General features: G+C 63.1%; 19 protein-coding genes. 7 read left to right on the forward strand and 12 right to left on the reverse strand.

Annotated features, from left to right (window positions below; all coding sequences use genetic code 11):
- The first annotated feature begins 57 nt into the window (after nt 1-57).
- Genes JJE66_RS23565 through JJE66_RS23585 form a run of 5 tightly spaced genes read left to right on the forward strand, consistent with a single transcriptional unit; the run spans nt 58 to nt 3892 of the window.
- Nucleotides 58-411: a hypothetical protein gene (locus JJE66_RS23565; RefSeq protein WP_200516868.1), complete on the forward strand. Its 354-nt coding sequence runs from the start codon at nt 58-60 to the stop codon at nt 409-411.
- A 26-nt stretch (nt 412-437) separates the two neighbouring features.
- Nucleotides 438-1379 (forward strand): cytochrome c oxidase subunit II, encoded by a 942-nt coding sequence (gene coxB / locus JJE66_RS23570; protein ID WP_200516869.1) that lies wholly within the window; start codon nt 438-440, stop codon nt 1377-1379.
- A complete protein-coding gene (gene ctaD / locus JJE66_RS23575; RefSeq protein ID WP_200516870.1) occupies nt 1376-2983 on the forward strand; it encodes a cytochrome c oxidase subunit I in 1608 nt (535 codons plus the stop codon). Before coxB ends, ctaD begins: the two co-directional genes overlap by 4 nt.
- Complete coding sequence (locus JJE66_RS23580; RefSeq protein WP_200516871.1) at nt 2976-3620, forward strand: cytochrome c oxidase subunit 3; 645 nt, start codon at nt 2976-2978, stop codon at nt 3618-3620. Before ctaD ends, JJE66_RS23580 begins: the two co-directional genes overlap by 8 nt.
- Nucleotides 3617-3892, forward strand: a complete 276-nt coding sequence (locus JJE66_RS23585; protein WP_200516872.1) for a cytochrome C oxidase subunit IV family protein — start codon at nt 3617-3619, stop codon at nt 3890-3892. The genes JJE66_RS23580 and JJE66_RS23585 overlap by 4 nt, the downstream gene beginning before the upstream one ends.
- Before the next feature lie 3 nt (nt 3893-3895).
- Here the strand turns inward: JJE66_RS23585 and JJE66_RS23590 are convergent, their stop codons facing one another.
- The 7 genes from JJE66_RS23590 to JJE66_RS23620 form a co-directional block, all read right to left on the reverse strand.
- A complete protein-coding gene (locus JJE66_RS23590) occupies nt 3896-5125 on the reverse strand; it encodes a cytochrome c (protein WP_200516873.1) in 1230 nt (409 codons plus the stop codon).
- Complete coding sequence (locus tag JJE66_RS23595; RefSeq protein ID WP_200516874.1) at nt 5118-6896, reverse strand: GMC family oxidoreductase; 1779 nt, start codon at nt 6894-6896, stop codon at nt 5118-5120. Before JJE66_RS23595 ends, JJE66_RS23590 begins: the two co-directional genes overlap by 8 nt.
- A gap of 9 nt (nt 6897-6905) precedes the next feature.
- Nucleotides 6906-7631, reverse strand: a complete 726-nt coding sequence (locus JJE66_RS23600) for a gluconate 2-dehydrogenase subunit 3 family protein (RefSeq protein ID WP_200516875.1) — start codon at nt 7629-7631, stop codon at nt 6906-6908.
- Between the two features lie 112 nt (nt 7632-7743).
- A complete protein-coding gene (locus JJE66_RS23605) occupies nt 7744-8124 on the reverse strand; it encodes a hypothetical protein (protein ID WP_246756519.1) in 381 nt (126 codons plus the stop codon).
- A gap of 14 nt (nt 8125-8138) precedes the next feature.
- Nucleotides 8139-8330, reverse strand: a complete 192-nt coding sequence (locus JJE66_RS23610; RefSeq protein WP_200516876.1) for a hypothetical protein — start codon at nt 8328-8330, stop codon at nt 8139-8141.
- 14 nt (nt 8331-8344) lie between these two features.
- Entirely contained in the window at nt 8345-8779 is a 435-nt protein-coding gene (locus tag JJE66_RS23615; RefSeq protein ID WP_200516877.1) for a PPC domain-containing DNA-binding protein, read from the reverse strand.
- Nucleotides 8780-8806: 27 nt separating this feature from the next.
- Nucleotides 8807-11128 (reverse strand): FdhF/YdeP family oxidoreductase, encoded by a 2322-nt coding sequence (locus JJE66_RS23620; protein WP_200516878.1) that lies wholly within the window; start codon nt 11126-11128, stop codon nt 8807-8809.
- Nucleotides 11129-11246: 118 nt separating this feature from the next.
- Between JJE66_RS23620 and fdhD the strand changes: the two genes are divergently transcribed.
- Nucleotides 11247-12071: a formate dehydrogenase accessory sulfurtransferase FdhD gene (gene fdhD, locus JJE66_RS23625; RefSeq protein ID WP_246756521.1), complete on the forward strand. Its 825-nt coding sequence runs from the start codon at nt 11247-11249 to the stop codon at nt 12069-12071.
- A 282-nt stretch (nt 12072-12353) separates the two neighbouring features.
- Here the strand turns inward: fdhD and JJE66_RS23630 are convergent, their stop codons facing one another.
- Nucleotides 12354-15338, reverse strand: coding sequence for an FAD-binding and (Fe-S)-binding domain-containing protein (locus JJE66_RS23630; RefSeq protein WP_200516879.1), 2985 nt, complete (start codon nt 15336-15338; stop codon nt 12354-12356).
- Between the two features lie 93 nt (nt 15339-15431).
- A complete protein-coding gene (locus JJE66_RS23635; RefSeq protein WP_200516880.1) occupies nt 15432-17189 on the reverse strand; it encodes a thiamine pyrophosphate-dependent enzyme in 1758 nt (585 codons plus the stop codon).
- A 168-nt stretch (nt 17190-17357) separates the two neighbouring features.
- Here JJE66_RS23635 and JJE66_RS23640 point away from each other — a divergent pair, with 168 nt between their 5' ends.
- Nucleotides 17358-18389 carry an SDR family oxidoreductase gene (locus JJE66_RS23640; protein WP_200518724.1) on the forward strand — a complete coding sequence of 344 codons (1032 nt, stop codon included), beginning with the start codon at nt 17358-17360 and terminating at the stop codon, nt 18387-18389.
- Nucleotides 18390-18397: 8 nt separating this feature from the next.
- On the opposite strand, the gene JJE66_RS23645 is transcribed toward JJE66_RS23640, so the two are convergent.
- Genes JJE66_RS23645 through JJE66_RS23655 form a run of 3 tightly spaced genes read right to left on the reverse strand, consistent with a single transcriptional unit; the run spans nt 18398 to nt 21949 of the window.
- Nucleotides 18398-18904, reverse strand: a complete 507-nt coding sequence (locus tag JJE66_RS23645) for a hypothetical protein (protein WP_200516881.1) — start codon at nt 18902-18904, stop codon at nt 18398-18400.
- The gene (locus JJE66_RS23650; protein WP_200516882.1) at nt 18901-20709 is read right to left on the reverse strand and encodes a glycoside hydrolase family 15 protein; all 1809 of its coding nucleotides are present in this window, start codon (nt 20707-20709) and stop codon (nt 18901-18903) included. Before JJE66_RS23650 ends, JJE66_RS23645 begins: the two co-directional genes overlap by 4 nt.
- A gap of 31 nt (nt 20710-20740) precedes the next feature.
- Nucleotides 20741-21949: an alpha-hydroxy acid oxidase gene (locus JJE66_RS23655; RefSeq protein WP_200516883.1), complete on the reverse strand. Its 1209-nt coding sequence runs from the start codon at nt 21947-21949 to the stop codon at nt 20741-20743.
- Nucleotides 21950-22735 lie beyond the last annotated feature (786 nt).

Genomic DNA, 22735 nt, shown 5'->3' on the forward strand with positions numbered 1-22735 from the left:
GTAGGAACACAAGCCTTAGGATCGCATTGTCTTGCCGCGACCGAGGACAGCACACCGATGGCGGACATCAACCACGTCGACTATGAGCGGTCGGACGTCGGAATCCGACTTGTCGGCTGGCTCGCGGCAGGTCTTGCAACTTTCGTCGTAGTGACGCCGCTCGTGCTGCCCATCCTGTTTCCATCGTCGACCAAACCCATCACACCCGCGAGCCGTCCGGCGATAAGGTCCAATGCACCTCCGCTCGAGGTCAACCCTCAAGCCACGTTGCAGGCGACACGACAGGGCGAAGCGCAAATCGAGCGCGGCTACGGCTGGGCCGATCGCGGTCGAGGACAAGTCCGCATCCCGATCGATCGTGCGGTCGATATTCTCCTGCGCAAAGGCCTGCCGGGATGGCCGTCTCAATGAGCGCGCTCCGATCGAGGTTGCCCTAGATGTGGCGCCAGTGGATCCCGTTCTGGCGTCCCGGCCTGTCGCCGCATAGCGGCGACGTCGATCTGTTGTTCGCCGGCCTTTTGATCGCAAGCGCGCTGGTGCTCGCGCTGCTGTTTTTTCTGCTCGTGCTGTTTTGCGCCCGCTATCGCGCGGGAAACCAGATCGATCGAGACCATCGCGTCAAGAAGAGCTGGCACTGGGAAGTAAGCTGGACCGCCGCCTCGTTCGTTTGCTTCCTCGGCCTCTTCGTCTGGGGCGCGAGCGTCTATTTCCAGATCTACCGCACGCCCGCGGACGACAACGATGTGTTCGTCGTGGCGAAGCAGTGGATGTGGAAGACGCAGCATCCCGGCGGCCAGTCCGAGATCGACGCGCTGCACATCCCGGTCAAGCGCCCCGTCCGCCTGGTGATGGCCTCGCAGGACGTCATTCACAGCTTCTTCATTCCCGCACTTCGGCTGAAGCATGATGTGGTCCCAGGCCGCTACCAGGACCTCGAGATCGAAGTCGACAAGCCCGGCCACTATCATTTGTTTTGCGCCGAATATTGCGGCACCGATCACTCCGGCATGATCGGCGAGATCGTCGCGATGGAGCCGGCCGATTTCTCCAACTGGCTGACGCAACAGGCACCGTCGAGTCCGCTCGCGAGCGAAGGCGGCCAGCTGTTCCGCGAACTCGGCTGTAGCGGTTGTCACGGTGGTGGCGGCACGATCCGCGCGCCTCCGCTCGAAGGCGTCTACGGCAAGCCGGTGCCGCTCTCGGACGGCACCACCGTGATCGCGGATGACAAGTACATCCGGGATTCCATCCTGATGCCGCGCAGCCAGGTGGTCGCAAGCTATCAACCGCTGATGCCCTCGTTCGAGGGCAAGGTCAGCGAGGACCAGCTGTTGCGGCTCGTGATCTACATCAAATCGCTCGCAGGGCACCCATCATGAGCGACAAGAACTATCTCACCACCGACTACACGCTGAGATCCTGGTTCCTGACGACGGATCACAAGAGGATCGCGATCCTCTATTTCGCGAGCCTGATCTTCTTTTTCTTCATCGGAGGCGCGGCTGCGACCGCAATCCGGATCGAGCTCGCCACGCCGCAGGCCGATCTCGTCAGCTCCGACGTCTATAACCGCCTCTTCACCATGCACGGCATCATCATGGTGTGGTTCTTTCTGATCCCGTCGATCCCCAACACGCTCGGCAATTTCGTCGTCCCGCTGATGATCGGCGCGCGAGACCTGGCCTTCCCCCGGCTCAATCTGATGAGCTGGTACATCTTCATGCTCGGCGGCTGCATCACGCTGTTTGCGATCCTCGCCGGTGGTGTCGACACCGGCTGGACCTTCTACACGCCGTTTTCGACGCTGTATTCCAACAGCTATGTGATCGTCGCCGCCGCCGGCATTTTCATTGCCGGCTTCTCGTCGATCCTGACCGGCCTCAATTTCATCGTCACCATCCATCGCCTGCGTGCGCCCGGACTGACCTGGTACCGCCTGCCGTTGTTCCTGTGGTCGCTGTACGCAACATCGGTCATCCTGGTGCTGGCGACACCGGTGCTCGCGATCACGCTGCTGCTGATGGCGACGGAACGTTTCTTCGGCGTCGGCATCTTCGATCCCAGGATCGGCGGCGATCCGCTGCTGTTTCAACACCTGTTCTGGTTTTACTCGCATCCCGCAGTCTACATCATGATCCTGCCGGGCATGGGGGTGATCAATGAGCTGGTCTCCTGCTTCTCGCGCAAGCAGGTGTTCGGCTACAAGTTCGTGGCATGGTGCAGCCTGGCCATTGCGGCGGTCGGCTTTCTGGTTTGGGGCCACCATATGTTCGTCAGCGGCCAGTCGCTGATTGCGAGCCTCGTATTCTCCTTCATGAGCTTCATCGTCGCGGTGCCCTCCGCGATCAAGGTGTTCAACTGGACCGCAACCCTGCACAAAGGCTCGATCCATTTCGACGCGCCCATGCTCTATGCGCTGGCCTTCATCGGCCTGTTCACGATCGGCGGCCTCACCGGCCTGTTCCTGGCGTGCCTCGCCTACGACGTGCATGCGACCGACACCTACTTTGTCGTCGCGCATTTCCACTACATCATGGTCGGCGGCATGGTGACGGCCTATTTCGGCGGCCTGCATTACTGGTGGCCGAAGATCACCGGCCGGCTCTATTCCGAATATTGGGCGCGCACCGCCGCCGTGCTGATCTTCTTTGGCTTCAACCTCACTTTCTTTCCGCAATTCATCCTCGGCGCCGAAGGCATGCCGCGTCGCTACCACGTCTATCCCCCGGAATTTCAGGTCTGGAACGTATTGTCGTCCGGAGGCGCTGCGATCCTCGCGGTCGCCTATCTGATGCCGCTGTTCTATCTCGGCTACTCGGCCTTCTTTGGCCGTCGCGCGCCGGCAAACCCCTGGAACGCGCCTGGGCTCGAATGGCAGACTTCCTCGCCGCCACCGGAGTTCAACTTTGCAAGCCAGCCCGTGGTGACGCGCGCCCCGTATCAATACAACGAGCATTTCCAGGCGGAGCCACAAAATGCCTGAGAGCTCCGCATTCGCGCCCCAATACGCATCTGTCCCCCATCGCGACCACACCGCCGAACTCGGCATGTGGGTGTTCATCGCCACGGAAGTACTGCTGTTCGGTGGCCTGATCCTCGCTTATCTGGTCTATCGGCACGCCTTCCCGCAAGGCTTCGCCGCAGGCAGCCGGCACACCAAGATCGTGATCGGAACCACCAATACGGCCGTCCTGCTGACATCGAGCTTTCTAGTGGCGTGGGCCGTCGAGATCTTCTCGCCCGCTACCACCAAGATCGTCACATGGCTGCTTGTGGGAGCGGCCTGTCTCGGCCTTGTCTTCATCGTGCTCAAGGGCATCGAATACGGCAAGGAATATGACGAACATCTCGTTCCCGGGATCGACTTTCAGTTCGCTGGCCCAAAGGCCAACGGCGTCCAGCTGTTCTTTGTCTTCTACTTCGTCGCCACCGCGATCCACGCCCTGCACATGCTGATCGGGGTCTGCCTGCTGATCACGCTTGCGATCATCTGCCGGAGGGCACCGACGACGCGCCATCATGCGGCGCTGCACAGCGCGGCGCTGTACTGGCATTTCGTCGACGTGGTCTGGATCTTCCTGTTCGCGCTGATCTACCTGCCGGGACGGTCCTCGTCATGACGGAATGGCGGCCGCCATTTGCCCTCGTCGGAGCCTGGCTTGGCCTGCTGGTTTTGCTGGCGCTAACCGTGACTCTGGCTTACGTCCCGCTTGGGGCCGCCAACGCCGTCGTGGCGCTCGGCATCGGCACGATCAAGGCGGGACTGGTCGCGGCCATCTTCATGGAACTGCGACATCGCAGCGGCCTCACGCTCATTTTTGCGGGCGCAGGCCTATTCTGGCTCGGCATCCTGCTGTGGCTGGGGTCCATGGATTTCCTGACGCGGACGTGAAGGTCAGTTGGTTCTCGCGTCGAGTTGCGCGCGCTCCTTCTTCGCCTCGTCCTCGCTGACCGGCGGCGCCTTGCCCCAATGGTTGCGGACATAGGTCGCGACCGCCGCGACCTGCGCGTCGTTCAATTGCCAACCAAAGGCAGGCATAGCGGGGCCAGTCGGCTCCTTGTCGGTTGCCACGCTCTGCGCGCCCTGGAGGACCACGCGCAACACCGTCGTGGGATCGTCAGTCTTGACCGTCGCGGCGTTGGCGAGGTTTGGAATGAGGTTGGGAACGCCAGTCCCGTCCGATTTGTGGCAGGCCGAGCAGAGATCCTGATAGATTGCGCTGCCCGCGGCCATGACATGGGAATCCGCCGAACTGTCCGCCGCAGGCTTCGGTCCGGATATATCCTTCAGATAGGCCGCTATCGCCTTGGTGTCGTCGTCACTGAGTTTCGATGTCGAGAGGTCGACCACTTCGCCCATCAGTCCGGCCGCCGCCGCAAACCGGTTGTGGCCCGTCTTAAGGTATTGCGCGATATCATCGGCTGACCAGGCCGCGAGCGGACCTTGCCCGCTGGTGATATCAGGCGCGACCCATCCCTGGAGCGTATAGCCTTGCAGCGGCTTGTCCGACTTGTCGCCGCCCAAAGCAGTCTTCGGTGTATGGCAGGCGCCGCAATGACCCGGGCCTTCGACAAGATAGGCGCCGCGATTCCATTCTTTCGACTTGTCCGGCTGCTTCCTGAACTCGCCCGGCATGAAATAGAGCCTGTCCCAGACTGTCATCGCCATCCGCTGGTTCAGCGGGAACGGCAGTTTGTTGACGCTGACGGGATTGTGAACCGGCTCGACGGTCGACAGATAAGCGCGGATGTCCATGACGTCCTCTCGCGCCATTCGTGCGAAATAAGGAAACGGCATGGCCGGATAGAGCCGCTTGCCGTCGCGGCGCACGCCCTTGCGCACGGCTGCGTCAAATTCATCGTCGCTCCAGGCGCCGATCCCGGTCTCGCGATCGGGCGTAATGTTGGGCGCGACCAGCACGCCGAACGGTGTCTCGATGGGACGGCCGCCGCTGAAGGGATGATCGCTGCCCGGGATCGTATGGCAGCTGCCGCAATCGGCAGCGGCGGCCAAATACCGCCCGCGCTCGACGGACGCAAAGTCTTGCAAGTCTGCGCTCGCGGCCCCGCCCGCGCTGGCCGCCAGCGTGAGCATCGCCAAAGCGAGTTTCGCAACTCTACGCATTGATGAGCTGCCCGGGGTTCCTGAGATATTTGGAGCGGATGGCATCGGCCGTCCAATAGGCGAGCGCCGCAACCGTTCCGGTCGGGTTGTAGCCGGCATTTTGCGGAAACGCGCTGGCGCCCAGCACGAACAGGTTCGGTACGTCCCAGCTTTGGAGATAACGGTTGAGCGCGCTGGTGTTGGAATCCGTTCCCATGATCGCGCCGCCGCAGAGATGCGTCGTCTGGTATTTTGTGATGTCGTAGGGCGCCTTGCGGTATTCCTTGTGGACCTGTTTTGCGCCCATTGCCTGAAAGATCTCGGCGAACTTGTCGGTCAGGAATTTGTTCTGCTTGATCTCGTTGTCGTGGAAATCCATGGTGATCCGCGCCAGCGGCCGGTTGAAGCGATCTTTGTAGGTGGGGTCGAGATCGACATAGACGTCGCGGTAGCTGTACATGCTGCCATGGACGCCGGTCCCGGGCTTGATCGCGCTCTGATAGTTCTCCTTGACGGCCTTTTTCCATGCCGCGCCCCAGAGCGGCGTACCCGGCGGCACCGGCGTGGTTTCGATCGGCCGGCCGTTAGTCTGCACATGTCCCATGTAGCCGCCGCCGACGAAGCCATGCGGCCCATGGTCAAAATTATCGCCGTTGAACTCGTCGATGCACATTCCGATCGCGCCGGAGGCGATGAAGGGATTGAAGACAAATTTTGCCGGATCGAAGAAACTGACGACGTCGGAGATGGTCTGGTGGGTGAAATTGCGGCCGATCACGCCGGTGTTGGCCGCGGGATCATAGGCCTTGCCGATGCCTGACAGCAGCAGGAGTTGAACATTGAAGATCGTGTAGGCCGAGAGCACGACGAGGTCGGCGGGCTGCTCCCACTCGTCCCCCGCGGCATCGACAAAGGTCACGCCGGTGGCGCGCTTGCCGGAGCTGTCGAGATTGATCCGCGTGACCTCGCTGTTGTCACGGGCCGTGAAGTTGGGTTTGCGAACGAGCGCTGGCAGCACCGTGGTCTGCGGCGAGGCCTTTGAATAGTTGCCGCAACCGAACCACTCGCAGAACCCGCAATAGGTACATGGCCCGAGCCGAACGCCGAGAGGATTCTGGTACGGCCGCGACATATTACCGGAGGGCTGCGGAAACGGCTTGTAGCCGAGATCGCGCGCCGCCTTGCCGAACAGCGTATGGCCGAACGGCTGATCCTGCGGCGGATTCGGATAGGCCCGCGCGCGCGGTCCCTCGAACGGGTTGCCGCCATCCATGATCGTGCCGTTGATATTGCCGGCCTGACCGGACGTGCCACAGAGATATTCGAACTTATCGTAATGCGGCTCGAGCTCGTCATAGGTCACGCCCCAGTCCTGGATGGTCATGTCCCCGGGCAGGAAGTTTGCCCCGTAACGCTCGGTCAGATGCGTCTTCAGCACGAAATCCGACGGCAGGAAGCGCCACGTCTCCGCGTTCCAGTGCACCCCGCCGCCGCCGACGCCGTTCGGCGGCATGAACGCACCCCAGCTTCTGATCGGCAGCGCGGCCTCGCTCATCTTGTTGCGGAAGGTGAAGGTGGTCTGGCTCGGGCTCAGGAACAGCTCGTGACGGATGCGGTAGCGCAGCTCATCAGCCGCGTAACCCGGCGGGTAGTCCGTCGCCGTATTGCGCCACGGGCCGCGCTCGATCGCAATCACGTCGAGCCCGGCGTCGGCGAGCTCGTAGGCCATGATCGAGCCGGTCCAGCCCAGCCCGACGATGACGACGTCCTTCCGCGGGAGCTTACGGGCCATGTGCGGCGCTCACGATTTTGCAGGGGTCCAATCCGCGCGCCCGGCGATGCTCACGGGCGGATGCGGATAGCGTTCGTTGTGGCGATTGACCCAGTCGCGATAGTCGTAGCGGATACCGGGAAAGCCGATCATCTTCCATCCGACCATGTCGATGTTGCCGCCGTGAACGGGATCAGCGAAGAAGCCTTCCGGTACGTCCTTCAGCAGGGCGGAGAAGAACCCCTTCGCATCGACCGTCTCGAACTTGACCTCGCCTGACTCGATTTTCCGCAACACGTCGTCCTGTGCGGCCGCATCGAGCTCCGCGAAGGATTTTCCAGCCTGGGTCGACTTGCAATGCTTGTCGAGCGCAGCCAGCGCGTTGCGATAGAGCTCGGAATGGGTCAGCGCCGATTGCGGGCCTTGCTCCTGGGTGCCTTTGGTGTGCGGTCCAAGCGTGTAATGACCCTGGTTAGAGCCGTACGGTCCCTTGAGCTGGCGATCGATGAAGACGGCGCAGCCGGCGATCTTGCCGCCAGGCGTCTCCGGGTCGGGCGGGATAATGCGATCGACGATCGCTTCCATCGCGCGAGCTTCATCAAGCGTAAAGAACTGCCACGGACCCGGCCGCACCATCTCTGGCGCAGAGTTCGGATGCGGCGCCCACGGCACACGATTGTGGATCACGGTCGCGCGCGTCAGGGAGGTGGTTCCGACAAGCCAGGCCGCGAGTGCGAGAAACGTTCTGCGCTGCATGGAACATCCATCTACCCCGTGTCGCCAACGTGAGCCGGATTTGGATGTTCCTATGCGCTCGCTCGTCTTTGGTCGGAACGCGTGACATTACAATCGCGCGAGCAAGGGGCCACTACCGGCAGCGGTGTCGTCGCCCATCCGGACCGCGGAACCACATTCCCGGACGGCAGTCCGACCGATCATAGGCGTACGAGTTCCGGAACGGGGCGGTGGCGATCGCACCGGCGGTCCCGATCGCCGCGCCGGCGATTCCGGCGGCGGTATCGGCCGCGGCCCCCACGGGGCCGCGGTGATAGCAGCGATGCGTATCGCAATAGTCGCGTGCGAGCGCAGGCGACAGGGCGGTGGCCATCACCATCGCGGTTCCGGCGATCAATCCCAACGTCTTCATTGAAGCCTCCATGTTGGTGTGGTTCTTCAACGACCAGCAACGACCGGCGTTCCGGGTATCGCGCTCCGGCAACGCATTGCGCAACGCGGCATTGGCGACCATTGTCGGTCGCGAGTTCATCCGCCCGAAGGTCGGGCGCCCTCATCGACCTCCTGGACGTGATAGCCGGCCGGCAGCAGCCGACCGCCCTCCTCGTCTGCAACCGGAACGTCTGTGACAAGCCCTTCGATCAACGCGGCCTCCCAGACCTCCTTCTCCGTGGCAAACGGGCTGCCGATCTGTCTTTCACCTTCAAAAAGCGCGTACATGTCGCCTCCCCTGGCTAGATGCTGATCAACGCAATGCCAAGGTCGGGCCGCTTCTTGCGGCGCAGGTGAACCACGGTCTCCGTGATCGTGACCTCGAGCGTGGGTTGGACCGAGCCGGACAGAAGGTGGCCACCGCGCAGCGTGCCGTCCTGCAAACCCAGCACGGCGTGAAGATGCAGGCTGGCCTTGCCGTCGTCGCCTTGCGCGACATCGCCCAGCAGGCTCAGCACCTCGCATTGCTCGCCGACCTCGATCGGCTTGTACTTCTTGGCCGCGAAATCGAACCAGCCGACCTTCGCCTGCGAGAAGGCGCCGATCGCCGAGACCGAGGCGCCAGTGACCTTCTCGCGATCGGCGAATTCGGCGACAGTCCTGAAGGCCTCCTCGCCCTGATCCAGAATCAGGACAAAGACCCGCTCCGCGCCGTCGTTGATCATTTTCGATTTCATCCCAGACTCTCGCCGTTGTGACGTCTATTAGCTGGCCGAGATCGGCATCTCGCCGCCCTCGATGATCTCGGGCGGCACATCCTTGAAGAGCCGCACCGGAACGGACTTTGCCGCCGGCACCTTGCTGCCTTCCGCGTAATGCCACAGGGGAATAAGCCCGTTGCATTCGGGATAGTAGCCGGCAATGCTCCGGCGCGGGATGTCATAGGGCACGACCTGGAGCTCGCTCAGGCTGCGCTCGACGCCGTCACTGGCCTCCGTCACCAACGTGACGGTGTCTCCGGATTTCAGCCCGTCCGCTTCCATATCAGCCGGATTCATCAGCACGACGTAACGGCTGCCTTCGATGCCGCGGAAGCGGTCGTCTTCGGTGTAGATCGTCGTGTTGAACTGCCCGTCGGCGCGCATGGTCATCAGCTCATAGACGCCATCACTCTCCTTTGGCGGCGCGAACGCCGACTTTGGCACGGTGAAGTTGGCCTTGCCGTTCGGCGTCTTCCACTTGCGCTCGCGCGCCGCCAGCGGCCGCGGAAATCCGCCGGGCTCGAACATGCGCTTGTTGAAATCCTTGAACTGGTCGGGATAGGTGCGCTCAATGGCATCCCTCACGCGCGAATAATCGGCGATCCAGCCGTCCCAATCGACTTTAGAGTTTGCCTTCAGCGTTGCTTTGGCAAGTCCGGCGATGATCGCAGGTTCCGACAGGGCATGCTGGGTCACCGGCTTGCGCTGCCCGCGCGAGCCGTGAATGCATGCGGTTGAGTCTTCCATCGACACGGCCTGCGCACCGCTGGCCTGCTCGTCGATCTCGATGCGGCCGAGACATGGCAGGAGATAAGTCACCTCGCCCGGCACGATGTGGCTGCGGTTGAGCTTGGTCGCGATTTGCACCGACAGACGCAGGCCAGACCAGGCCGGCTCCATCAGCGATCGCTCCGGGATCGCGCGCACGAAATTGCCGCCGAGACTGATGAAGCCACGGACGTCGCCCTTCAAGATGCCCTCGCAGGCATCCACCGTCGAAAGACCATCCCAGCGTGGCGGCTCAAAGCCGTAGAGTTCGGCGAGCCTGTCGAGCGGCACGAGCTTTGTCTTCTCGGAGATCCCGACCGTACGTTGGCCCTGGACATTGGAATGACCGCGGATTGGCGAGATGCCCGCGCCAGGTTTGCCGATGTTGCCACGGAGCAGCAGTAGATTGACGATCATCTTGGCCGTCTCGACTCCGTGCTTGTGCTGGGTGACGCCCATGCCGTAGTTGGCGATCACAGCGTTGGCAGCCATATAGACATTGGCGGCCTCGAGCATCGCCATGCGCGAGAGGCCCGATGCGCGCTCGATTTCGTTCCAGTTCTGCGCGCGGCAGAACGCGGCGAACTCCTCGTAGCCAGCTGTATGCTGGGCGATGAACTCGACATCGACCACACGCGGCCTGCCGTTCGCCTGTGCCAGATCGTCCGACTCGATCACCGACTTGCAAATCCCGGCGATCGCCGCGGCGTCGCCGCCGACGCGGACCTGATGATATTGCGTGCTGATGCGCGTGCCGCCCGTGATCATCTGCATCGGGTTTTGCGGATTGACGAACCGCTCGAGGCCCCGCTCCCGGAGCGGGTTGAAGGTCACGATGGGCACGCCGCGCTGGGCTGCCTCCTGGAGCGGATGCAGCATCCGTGGTGCATTCGTCGTCGTGTTGTGACCAAAGAAGAAAATGCAATCGGTGTCGCTGAAATCCTTGAGCTGCACGGTGCCGACCGGAACCCCGATGACTTGAGGCAGGGCCACTGAAGTGGTCTCATGACACATGTTGGAGCTGTCGGGGAAATTGTTGGTGCCGTACATCCGGCCGAACAGCTGGTACATGTAGCTGGCCTCCAACGAGGCGCGGCCGGACGTGTACATGACCACCGAATGGGGATCGAGCTTGTTCAGCTCCGCGCCTATCTCGCGAAACGCCTCGCTCCAGTCCACCGCGACGTATTTGTCGCTGACCGGATCATAGCGCATCGGATTGGTCAGCCGCCCTTGCTCTTCCAATCGATGATCGGACCAGGAGCGCAGCTCGGTAAGCGTATGCCCGGCGAAGAACTCCGGCCCGACGGTCTTGCCTGTCACCTCCCAGGCGGTCGCCTTGGCGCCGTTCTCGCAGAATTCGAACGGATGCGGGCTTGCCGGCTTGGCCCAGGAGCAGCTCACGCACATGAAACCGCCGGGCTTGTTCTGCTTCAGCAGGATCTCGCTGCCGAGGAGGGCAACCTCTTCCTGCGTCAGGATATGAACGACGGCGTTGAGCGATCCCCAACCGCCGGCGGGAGCGTTGTAATTTTCGACTTTGGCTTTCTGCCGCATGGCGGGCCCTTCAACTGCAAGCCCCGCACGGAAAACCTGAGAAGCGCTCGCTGGTTCCTAAGACTTCGGAACCTTCGCGCGCATCGCGCGTCGATAGACCGACGTTAGGACGAACCTCATGCACGGCTCACAACTCGGCCAGCGCGACCGCGCGCTCGCGCGCACCGCTTCCACCAGCATGCCAAGGCTTACGTCAGGCCGAATGCTTGACCAGCGCATGATGGCCGAAGAGTGTCCGGTCGCACTGGTCTACGACGGCACGACGCTGGCGGTCCTCATGGCGACGCCCGGCGATCTCTCCGATTTCGCAATCGGCTTCAGCCTGACCGAAGGGATTATCGACGATGTGGGCGAAATCGCCGAGCTCACGGTCGATCCCAGTCGCGACGGCATCGAGCTGCGCGTATGGCTGCGGCCGAGGGCTGGACGGCAATTGAAAGAGCGGCGGCGGCGATTGGTCGGGCCAACCGGCTGCGGCCTGTGCGGGATCGAAAGCCTGCGCGAGGCCAGCGCGGCCATTCGTCCCGTGGCGCGGCGGATCAGGCTCACTCCCGAACAGATTGGCTCCTCAATCGAGCGGACCGCCGCGTCACAGATCCTCGGCCAGTCGACGCGCGCGACCCATGCCGCCGGATTCTTCGCGCCCGGCGCCGCCAACCTGGTCGTCCGTGAAGACGTCGGCCGCCACAACGCGCTCGACAAGCTCGCCGGTGCCCTCGCAGCAGCGGGGATAGCAGGACATTCCGGCGCCGTTATACTAACCAGCCGGATATCGGTCGAGATGGTGCAGAAGACTGCCGCGATCGGCGCCGGCCACATCATCGCGATTTCAGCGCCGACCGCACTCGCAATCCGGACGGCCGAGACGAGCGGCATCACGCTGGTCGGCGTCGCTCGCGGGCGTGAGTTTGAGATATTCAGCCATTTTGACGGAGTTGCCTGATAATGGCGCGGACGGAATCCCGACAACGACCGAAGCAGCAATTCAGTCTCAAGTTTCCCTGACCAACGCTTACTTGCCGCTTTCCGTGGCTGGCTTCCTGATCAGCTTGCCTTCGTGGACCTCATGAGCTGAGTCGCCCTCCGTGACTTCCGTGCGCCGTGTGGACGACCTCTCGGTCGCGCCGCCTTCCGCACCCTTGTCGCGTCGGCGATCTCTGGGCTGCTTGTTGTTTTTCTCGGGCGACCTGGACTGCATATCTGACGCTCCTGATTGCGTGCGATCTCAGCGCACCGCGCTGGTCGAGCTGACCGCGTTCGCCAGCAACTCGGCGATGTGCTTCGTCCTGCGCCCGGAGCATTGTTCGATCTGCTCGCGGCAACTGAATCCGTCTGCCAAAATGACCGTATCGGAGCCCGCGTTTCTGATCAGCGGCAACATCGCGCGTTCGGCCGCGGTGATGGAGACGTCGTATTTATCGCGCTCGAACCCGAACGCCCCGGCCATTCCGCAGCAGCCGGATTTCATGACCTCGTAATCAAGCCCAACGTGATCGAGGACGTGTCGCTCCGCATCCGGCTCCAGCACTGCATGGTGATGACAGTGAATCTGCACCAAGGCCGAACCAGAGACTCGGCCGAGTTTCTGATGGGGAACATGCCGATCGAGAAACTCGGTGAAGAAGAGCGTCTGGCGTGAGAGGCGTTCGGCATGCTCGTTCCCGAGCAGCAGGCTCGGCAATTCGTCGCGGAAGGCGCTGACGCAGGCCGGCTCAAGGCCGACGATCGGCATACCGTCCCTCATGACGGGCGCCAGCGTCTCCAGGGTGCGTCCCCACAGCCTCTTCGCCTGATCGAGCATGCCCCAATCATACAATGGCCGCCCACAACACAGGTTTCGGTCGGGAATCGTGATCGTATAGCCCAGCGCCTCGAGGACCTCTGTGGCTGCAATGGCGGTCTCCGGCCTGAAATAGTTGTTGAATGTATCCGGCCACAGCATCACGGGCTTACCGCCCTGGCGCGCGCCCCGGTCGCGAAACCACTGCACGAACGAGCGGCGGGCATAGCGTGGCAACCTGCGTTGTGGCGCGATCCCACCGGCCCATTTCGCCGCAGCCGACAGCCCCGGCCACCGAAAAACGGCATTGGCCAGCCAAGGCGCAGAGCTTGCGATGCGCGACCATTCGTGGATCAGCCCCATCGAATAAGCCGCACGCGGGCGCAGGCGTGCCTTGTAATGATGCGCGCGGAACTCCGCCTTATAGGTCGCCATATCGACTTGCACTGGACAATCGCTCTTGCAGCCCTTGCAGCCGAGGCAGAGATCGAGCGCCTCCTCGACTTCGGTGCTGCGCCAGAGATCGTCAATCGGCCCGCCGTGCAGCATCTCGAACAGCAGCCGCGCGCGACCGCGCGTCGAGTACTTCTCCTCGTTGGTCGCCATGTAGCTCGGACACATCACGCCCTTGTCGCTGTCGCGGCGGCGGCACGAGCCCACGCCCACACAGCGGCGCGTCGCCGTGGCAAAGCTGTTGTGGTCCTGCTGATAGGAGAAATAGGTCGGCAGGTCAGGCGGCTGATAGTTGGGGCCAAGCCGCAGGTTCGACGTCGGCGGAAACGGCTCAAGCACCTTTCCCGGGTTCATCTTGCCGGCCGGATCCCAGATCGCCTTGAACTCGCGGAAGGCCTGCATCAATTCGGGCCCGTACATTTTCTCGAGCAGGCTCGCCCGCGCCTGACCATCGCCGTGCTCGCCCGAGAGCGTGCCGCCATAGCGCACGACGAGATCGGCGGCCTCGTCGAGGAAGTGTTGCCAGTTCGCGAGGCCCAACTCGGTGCGCAAATTGAACGGCACCCGGCAATGCACGAGGCCGTCGCCAAAATGGCCGTACACCGAGGCCAAATAGCCGTATTTGTGATAGAGCGCCTTGAGCTCGCGCAGATAACGGCCGAGATTTTCCCGGCTCACGGCACTATCCTCCCATCCGGGATGGGTTTCCGGCTGACCCGGCACATGCGCCGTCGCCGCCAGCGCCGCTTCGCGGACCTCCCAGATCTTGGCCTGTGGCCCGGGATCGGCGACCAGATTCGCATCGAGTCCGCGTCGCTTGAATTCCTGGGCCAGCGGATTGGCTTTCGCCGTGGCGTCCTCGCGCGTATCGCCGCCGAATTCCGCAATCAGCCAGCCACCTCCGGGCGGCAGCACTTTGACGTCTTCGGGATGGAGGTGTTTCTTCTTGACGAATTCGACGAGCAACTCGTCGAACCCTTCAAGCCCAATTGGCTCGTAAGGGAGTACGTCAGGCACGGCGTCGGCCGCGTGATAGACGTCATCGAAGCCGATGATGACAAGCACGCGGTACCTTGGACTTGCTATCAGGTTCAGACGGGCACCGAGAACGACGGCGCACGTCCCTTCCGTTCCCACAAGCGCACGCGCGACGTTGAACCCGCGTTCGGGCATCAGCTCGTCCAGATTCTCGTAACCGGACACCCGCCGCGGAATCTTCGGGTATTTCGCCAGGATGAGATCGCGATAGCGCCTGCGGAATTCATCGAGCTGCTGGTAGATTTGCGCCCGGCGTCCGCCGGCGGCGAGATGCTGGCGAAATTCGTCTTCCCCAGTGCGGCCAACCTCAAGGCGAAGGCCGTCATAGGTGAGAATATCCAGGGAATCGACGTTGTCGGAGGTGCGCCCTGCCATCACCGAATGCACGCCGCAGGAATTGTTGCCGATCATGCCACCAAGCGTGTTGTGGTCGTGCGTGGCGGGATCGGGGCCAAAGGTCAGCTGATGGCGTTCGGCGGTCCCGCGCAGATTATCCAGAATGCAGCCGGGCTCGACCTCCGCAATCCGCGATACGGCATCGATCGCGATCACGCGATTGAGATATTTCGAGCAATCGATCAGGACAGCGAAGTTGCAGCCCTGGCCGGCGAGGCTCGTCCCGCCCCCGCGCATGACGATCGGTGCCTCGAACTTGCGGCAGAGCTGGACGGTCCTGACGATGGCCGCGGCCGACCGGGGGATTACCACGCCGATTGGCACCTGCCGATAGTTCGATGCATCCGTGGCATAGAGCGCCCGATCGCCTGCGTCGAACCGCACCTCGCCGTCGACGGCAGCCGCGAGTTCTCGGCCGAGATCCTCATATTGTCCCGGAGACGCTGCCATCTCATCGCTTGTGATCCTGCCGTCGGGCGCCCGCTCGATACGGCGTTTTGAAGCGCGCGTCTTGCTGTGGTCGACTTCGAGAATGTGGCTCATCGATTCTCCTTTTGCCGCGTGAATGCGCGGCCGGGCGCGCCTCCGTGGACGCAAACCACAGCGGTCGCCACCGAGCCGGTATGCTGTGCGGCCTCAGGTAATCTCGCGGACGACGTCAGAGGCAATCGTCCAAGCGATCTTCTTGGCTGCCGGTGTGCCGCGAGCCAGCGACTCCGCAAAGTTCTTGACCTGCTTCATGGTCGCCTTGGGCGGCATTGGCGGCTCATGCGGGTCGACGGTCGCCTCGATCAGGACAGGGCCACGCATATTAAGTGCTTCGCGCAGCGTATCGCCGCAGCGCTTGGGATCGTCGATGCCGAAGGCGTTGACGCCGAAGCCGCGCGCCACAGCGACGAAGTCGATCGGCTGGAGATCGCAGACATATTCCGGGTTGCCCAGAAACACCATCTGCTCCCACTTGATCTGACCGAGCGCGTTGTTCTTGATCACGACGATCTTCACATCGAGACCGTACTTGACGCAGGTCGCGAGTTCCCCCATCAGCATGGTCAGGCCGCCGTCACCGACGAAGGCCACAACTTGCCGGCCTGGATGCGCAACCGCAGCTGCGATTGCGTAAGGCAGGCCGCAGGCCATCGTGGCCAAATTGCCCGAGCACGAGAACATCATGTTCCCGCGCATGATCAGATGACGCGCGATCCAGGTGGTGATCGTGCCCGAGTCGGTCGACACGATCGCATCGTCCGTGAGCAGCTTGTTGAGCTCATGGGCGACGACCTCGGGCTTCATGGGCTTGTCCGTCCGCGTGCCGCGCTCGGTCATCAATGCTGTCCACTCCTTCATGCCGGCCTGGGCCGTCTCCAGGAATGAGCGGTCGTCGCGGTAGTTCAACCGGGGCAGCAGCGCCTGCAACGCCTTTCCGGTATCGCCCACGAGACCCGCCGCAACGGGATAGCGCAGGCCCACACGCATCGGGTCGAGCTCGATCTGCACGGCCTGTGCCTGAGCCGGCTTCGGATAGAACTCGATATAGGGGAATGAGCTGCCGGCAATCAGCAGCGTGTCGCAGCTTTCCAGCGCCTCCTGCGCCGGCTTGGTGCCAAGCAACCCGATGCCGCCCGCCGAGAATGGGCTGTCGTCGGGGACGACACCCTTGCCGAGCAGCGGCTTGATCACCGGCGCTCCGAGACGCTCCGCCACGGCCAGCACCTGTTCACGCGCGTCAAGCGCGCCGCGGCCGGCGAGGATTGCCGTCTTCTTGCCCGCGTTGAGGATTTCTGCGGCACGACCGAGTTGCTCCTCACTCGGAGCCTGCGCGGAACGGGCCATCAGATCCGGCACGTGATGCGGGATGTTGCGCTCCGATCGCGTGCCGGCGCTGACGGGTTGGGACTGCATGTCGACGGGCAGCGTGACGTGCGCGACGCCGCGATAGGCGAGCGCCGTGCGGCAGGCCAGTTCGACCACGTTCTCGACGTGCTGCGGCCCCATGATGCGGCTGTTGTAGACGCAAACATCCATATAGAGCTTGTCCAGTTCCACATCCTGCTGGGTGAAGGTGTGAAGCAGGTCGTGGAATTGCAGTCCGGTGATCGCAAGCACCGGCTGTCCATCGAGCTTGGCGTCGTAGAGGCCGTTCAGCAGGTGAATGCCGCCGGGGCCGGAGGTCGCAATGCAGACGCCGAGCCGCCCGGTCCACTTGGCATAAGCGCACGCGTTGAACGCCGCGGCCTCTTCGTGCCGCACCTGGATGAATTTGATCCGGTCCTGGCGCGTACGCAGCGCCTCGATGATGCCGTTGATCCCGTCGCCCGGGATTCCGAACACGGTGTCTACGCCCCAGTCGAGCAGTGTCTCGACCAGAATGTCTGATGCAGTGGGAGATGCCATGGCGCCTCGTCCGTGATTTCAACCCGCCCTCTTGATCGAAGAACGGATAGTCGCCGGGAGCGTTCCTACCGACCTTCGACGAAGATGCAGCCGGCTTCGATCCCCAAGGAACCCTCTGGTGCCGCGCGTGGTTGGCCCACAGAACCGGCCGGACGAATGGTGAGATCAATGCCGCGTGAACTTCAGAACCGCACAGTCGTGATTACGGGCGCATCCGCAGGCGTGGGCCGCTCCGCGGTCCACCGCTTTGCACGCGGTGGCGCAAAGATCGGGCTGATCGCCCGCGACAAGGATGCCTTGAACGACGTGAAGGACGAGATCGAGCGGCTTGGCGGCCGCGGCTTCGTAATGCCAGCCGACGTTGCCCACGCCGATCAGGTCTTTGCTGCCGCCGATGCCATCGCCGAACATTTCGGGCCGATCGACGTCTGGATCAACGATGCGATGGTAACCGTTTTCTCGCCGGTCTGGGACCTGACGCCGGACGAATTCCGCCGCGTGACCGAGGTGACCTATCTGGGCGTGGTTCACGGTACGATGGCGGCCTTGCGCCACATGCGTCCGCGCAACCGTGGCACGATCATTCAGGTCGGATCGGCCTTGGCATTTCGCGGCATCCCGTTGCAGGCCGCCTATTGCGGATCGAAACACGCGATCCGCGGCTTTACCAACTCGCTCCGCACCGAGCTAATCCATACCGGCTCTCGCATCAACGTCACGATCGTGGAACTGCCGGCCGTCAACACGCCACAGTTCGATTGGGCACGCACCCACCGGACGCACCAGCCACGTCCGGTGCCGCCGGTCGTCCAGCCGGAGGTGATCGCCGACACGCTCTATCGCGCCGCCTTACAGCCTGCGCGAGAGTACTGGATCGGCGCGAGCACGCTGGCCGTCGTGCTCGGAAACATGCTGGCGCCGGGCCTGTTCGATCGCTACCTCGCACGAACGACATTCAACGGCCAGGAAACCGGCACACCTGTCGCGCCTTACCGAAAGGACAACCTTCTGGAGCCCGTCCGCGACCTGCATCGCACCCGCGGCAGCTTCGGCAGCGAATCCAGCAACAGTGCGATCGTGGTCCGCGGCACCGTTGCCCGCCTCGCACCGGTCATTGCATGCGGAGCAGCGCTTCTGATGCTTGGCCGGATCGCCCGGCCCCTTCCTCCTCGCAGAGCGCTGCGCAGGCGATACGACTAGACGCCGGCTCAAGAGCTCATCCAATTTGCGACCTGAACGAAACCCCCGAGCGTCATCCCATAGACGATCTGGGCGAACAGTGTGCTCAGGGGCGTATGGTAGCCATAATTCATGGCCAGAAACCCGGGCGGCTCAAGTTGCCGGATTGCGCTTGCGGAATGATATTCCGATGCCATCCGCGGATGCACGAACGGCAGCAGTGGCAGCGCGCAGGTCAGGAGAAACAGTCCGTGGACCAGCCCCGCAAGCGCACCGAACCACCATGTATAAATCCGGACGCTCGCGAACAGCAGAAAATAGACGAACGCAAATAGCCACCCGCCGAGCGTATAGACAACAAAGCCAAGGATGACCGCGCGTCCGCGCTGAGCCGTGAAGAACGTGCCGATCAGGAGCGGCAAGCTCAGGCGGGAGAAGCCAAGCCCCCGGCTCGCTTCCAGAATGGAGGTCATGGTCAGCGTCGCGACCAGCGCCCAGAGCGGCAGAAACCAAGAAACTCCGTCCAGCGCGCTCACGAACCTACCCTCCGGCGCGCACGCGCGATGCCAAGGGCGGCATGGATCAGCCCGACATGGGTGAAGGCCTGAGGGAAGTTGCCGAGCGCGTGCCCGGATCCAGGCTCGATCTCCTCGCCAAACAGCCCGACGTCATTGCCCAGCGCGCACAGATGATCGAAGCGCTGTCCCGCTTCGTGGAGGAGGCCGCGGTCAGCCAGGTGCACGATTGCAAAGAAGCTGACGGTGCCGAAGGCGCCTTCCCTGCCCTTTAAGCCGTCATGTCCAGGCCGATAGCGGTACAGCAGCCCATCACCGCAACCGAGTTGCTGCTCGATGCGATTGCAGGTCGTAACCATCCGCCGGTCCGATGCGGCCTTGTAGCCGAAGTGCACCAGCAGCAGTAGCGCCGCGTCGACCTCGCTCCCATCGAGTTCGGCGGTATAGCTGTCGAGATCCGTATTGAACCCGCGGCTCTCGATACATTCGGCGATCTCGGCGCGGACTTTCCGGAATGGTGCCTCGCGCGCTCCGATATCGATCGTGCCCCGCTCGTGCAGGGACAGTAACCGATCCATTGCGACCCAGCACATGACTTTCGAGAAGGTGTATGAGCGGCGGTCCCCCGGGATTTCCCAGATGCCATTGTCCGGCTCGCGCCACCGCTTGCTGACGACATCCCCGAAGCCGACTAGCATGCGCGCCTCCAGTGGGCTGAGTTCACATCCCGAGGCAGCAAAGATCTGGGCGGCGGCGATCACCTGGCCGTGCACGTCGAGCTGGCGCTGCGTGATCGCGTCATTGCCAAGACGAACCGGCCTCGTACTCCCATAGCCGGCAAGCCAACCGGCCATCCGCTCGCGCACGTCAGTGCGACCATAAACATCGTAGAGGATGCTCAAATTCGGCCGCGTCAGCCGCGTCGCATGCAGGAGCCAGCCGAGATATGTCGCGGCCTCTTCGTGGAAACCGAGATCGACTAGCGAGCTCATGGTCAGCCCCGCGTCGCGGAGCCAGCAGTAGCGGTAATCCCAATTGCGCGCGCCGCCCACCACTTCCGGCAGGGACGTGGTGGGCGCCGCCACGATCGCACCGGACAGACAGAACGTCATGAGCTTGAGCGTGATCGCGCTGCGCAGCACGGCGTCCCGCTCGCGCCCGGAAAAATTGCAGGTATTGCTCCAATTGCGCCACCAGGCGATGGTGCGGTCGCACCGGCCATCGGCCTCCGCACCGACCGGCGCGATCGTGCCGATGTCGCACTCGACGTAAGCGAGGCTGAAATGCCGACGCTCTCCGGAAGAGATGCGCGGCGCTGCTCTGAGCATTGGTCCGTCATCGGCACATTCGACGTTGCTGTTGAGGAGCAATAAATGGCGCCCGCCATCGCAGCGCCACACCGTATCGGTCAACCTGCATATCGGAGCTAGCACGCGCCCATAGTCCAGTCGCGGCGCGAATTCGACCTCCAGGTCCACGACGCCGTCAACGCCCTCGACGATCCGCAGGATCTCGCGCATCGGGAGCAGCGATCCGACGCTGTCCGAGATGGGGCAGAGATCGATCAATCGTACAGTGCCACTGTCGGTCTTGAATGTCGTCTCGAGCACCGCCGTCTCCGGTACATAGCGACGTTGGACCGCGAAGGAGCCACGCGGCCTGATCGAGAAGTGGCCGGCATTGGGGTCAAGCAGACGGGCAAATGCGCTGGGACTAGAAAAGTTCGGCAGGCACAGCCAATCGAGCGAACCTTCTCGCGAGATCAGAGCCGCTGTCCTGCAATCGCCGATGATGGCGTAGTCCTTGATGTTCGGTTGCCGGTTCACGATCGGCCTCCGTGCCTCGTTGGATTGGCTTCTAAGCCGCCCGCCCCTGATGGGCGAGCAGGTGCGGACCAAGCTCGTCCACGCGGTTCACGCCCAACAGACCCACTGCATTCTCGGCCTCGGTCTTGAGGATCTCGAGGGCGCGGGCGGCGCCTGCAGCTCCGGCGGCACTGAGGCCGTAGAGCGGTGCACGCCCCACCCAGACGGCATCGGCGCCGAGCGCGCAGGCCTTGAGCAGATCGGTCCCTCGTCGCACGCCACCGGACATGTAAAGCGCGATCCTATCGCCGACGATCTCGCGCGCGACCGGCAGCAGATCGAGCGGTGAGATCGTCCAGTCCAGCTGGCGGCCGCCGTGACTGCTCAGCACGACCCCGTCCACGCCGCTATCGACGGCGCGCCGCACGTCGTCGGGGCAGAGAATGCCCTTGAGGACGAACGGCTTCTTCCAGCGTTGCCTGATCTTTGCGACCGTGTCCCAGCTCAGCGAGGTCGGCTGGTTGGCACGGACCCAGCTCGAGGCTGCGAAGAAGCTGCGCTGGTCTTTCGGCACGAAGTCGATGATGTTGGCGAAGCTCGGCAGCCCATGCGAGAGCGGATTTTCGGCGAACCAGCGCGGATGCGTCAGGCTTTCCAGCGCCGCAAGCACGGTGAGCCGGCTCTTTCCCACCTGGTTGCGACGCTGCCACTCGCGATCACCAAAGATCTGGGCATTGGTGGTCAGCACGAGAGCCTCACACCCTGCACCGTCGGCGCGCCGGAGCAGTTCCTGCCAGATCTCATCGCCGCCAAATACATAGAGCTGCCACCAGTGGCGAACGCCAGGCGCCGCGCGGGCGACCTCCTCCATGGTGTCGTTCGACATCGTGCTTTGCACGAATGGAACATCCGCGCGCAGCGCCGCCTCCGCCAGCAAGCTGTCGCCATGGACATGAAGGATGCCGTTCAGACCGGTCGGGGACACCACGAGCGGCATCGCGGCGGATCGTCCAAGGATGTCGGTGGCCAGCGTGCGCCGAGACACATCGACCAGGGTTTTCGGCATGAAGCGCCAGTCGGCGAATGCGCGCTGCTCGCGAAACATCGCGGCTTCGTCCTCAGCTCCGCCCTCGAGATATTCGAGCGCAAAGCGCGGCAGCCGCTTGTGGGCCATGGCGCGGAGGTCAGCGATGGCGATCGCGCGCTGCGGATTGAAGCCGGCGTAGTAATGTCGCGCAGGCGTGCCATCGAGCTGCGCCAATTGCGTGTGGCGATTGGACTCAAACCCGCTTCGGCGGGCTCCCCGCGCGAGTGAAGCACCCGCAACCGCCCCTGCGAGGCTTGCGAGACCACAAGCCAACAGATGGACACTGCCGTGGTCGAAAGTGCGGCGGTTAGATATCCGATACGGCATCGCAGCCTCGCTATGATCGCCGGCTTGCCGCGGAGCGTTCGCCAAGCCCAGCTTCTGTCCCGGACAATCGCGCGCAAATCGCTCTGGTTCCTAGTCCGAGCACCTGCACTTCGTACGAGCCGGAACGTTACCGCATCGTCATGGCACCCGCGTTCGCGTTCCAGCAACAGGCTCATCCGGCTTGCGCGGGATCCGCCGATGGCAAACGTCAGATCCGCGGCGGCTGATTTGACCAGAAGGGCCGTCCCGATAACGCCAGTTGGGATCAGCACCAGGCGGAGATGGTGACCAAGGCCCGCGCGCATGGCTGGATCGATACCGAGCGCGACGCGATCCGAGCCCACGTCGAACGAGCACTCCAGGCCGCAGGCTTCGACGGCCTCCCGCACGCACTTCGACCGCGCCGTTGCAATCAAGCCTTTTGGACCGGGGGAAGGATTTCCGACATACCATTCAAAGCGAGGTCTTCGCGGCGATGGACACACCTTCTCGCCCTCGCGGCGCAATTCGCCCGAGCTTTGCTTGATCTCTTTCGTCTCTTGTCACCCTCTTGTCCGAGAGGGCGCAGGGAAGGCCGGGTGCTGACCTCGCACCCGCGGTCCGCTGCGCGAAGATGGTGCGCAAAAAGACCGC

This window comes from Bradyrhizobium diazoefficiens (assembly GCF_016612535.1).
In the GTDB taxonomy this organism is placed as follows: Bacteria; Pseudomonadota; Alphaproteobacteria; order Rhizobiales; family Xanthobacteraceae; genus Bradyrhizobium; species Bradyrhizobium diazoefficiens_C.

Excerpts from the sequence above, each read along its gene's own strand:
- JJE66_RS23585 (WP_200516872.1), top strand. The coding sequence starts at position 3,617 with ATGACGGAATGGCGGCCGCCATTTGCCCTCGTCGGAGCCTGGCTTGGC.
- fdhD (WP_246756521.1), top strand. The coding sequence starts at position 11,247 with ATGCACGGCTCACAACTCGGCCAGCGCGACCGCGCGCTCGCGCGCACC.
- JJE66_RS23580 (WP_200516871.1), top strand. The coding sequence starts at position 2,976 with ATGCCTGAGAGCTCCGCATTCGCGCCCCAATACGCATCTGTCCCCCAT.
- JJE66_RS23630 (WP_200516879.1), bottom strand. The coding sequence starts at position 15,338 with ATGAGCCACATTCTCGAAGTCGACCACAGCAAGACGCGCGCTTCAAAA.
- JJE66_RS23635 (WP_200516880.1), bottom strand. The coding sequence starts at position 17,189 with ATGGCATCTCCCACTGCATCAGACATTCTGGTCGAGACACTGCTCGAC.
- JJE66_RS23615 (WP_200516877.1), bottom strand. The coding sequence starts at position 8,779 with ATGAAATCGAAAATGATCAACGACGGCGCGGAGCGGGTCTTTGTCCTG.
- JJE66_RS23600 (WP_200516875.1), bottom strand. The coding sequence starts at position 7,631 with ATGCAGCGCAGAACGTTTCTCGCACTCGCGGCCTGGCTTGTCGGAACC.
- JJE66_RS23595 (WP_200516874.1), bottom strand. The coding sequence starts at position 6,896 with ATGGCCCGTAAGCTCCCGCGGAAGGACGTCGTCATCGTCGGGCTGGGC.
- JJE66_RS23565 (WP_200516868.1), top strand. The coding sequence starts at position 58 with ATGGCGGACATCAACCACGTCGACTATGAGCGGTCGGACGTCGGAATC.
- ctaD (WP_200516870.1), top strand. The coding sequence starts at position 1,376 with ATGAGCGACAAGAACTATCTCACCACCGACTACACGCTGAGATCCTGG.
- JJE66_RS23620 (WP_200516878.1), bottom strand. The coding sequence starts at position 11,128 with ATGCGGCAGAAAGCCAAAGTCGAAAATTACAACGCTCCCGCCGGCGGT.
- JJE66_RS23590 (WP_200516873.1), bottom strand. The coding sequence starts at position 5,125 with ATGCGTAGAGTTGCGAAACTCGCTTTGGCGATGCTCACGCTGGCGGCC.
- coxB (WP_200516869.1), top strand. The coding sequence starts at position 438 with ATGTGGCGCCAGTGGATCCCGTTCTGGCGTCCCGGCCTGTCGCCGCAT.
- JJE66_RS23605 (WP_246756519.1), bottom strand. The coding sequence starts at position 8,124 with ATGGTCGCCAATGCCGCGTTGCGCAATGCGTTGCCGGAGCGCGATACC.
- JJE66_RS23640 (WP_200518724.1), top strand. The coding sequence starts at position 17,358 with ATGCCGCGTGAACTTCAGAACCGCACAGTCGTGATTACGGGCGCATCC.
- JJE66_RS23610 (WP_200516876.1), bottom strand. The coding sequence starts at position 8,330 with ATGTACGCGCTTTTTGAAGGTGAAAGACAGATCGGCAGCCCGTTTGCC.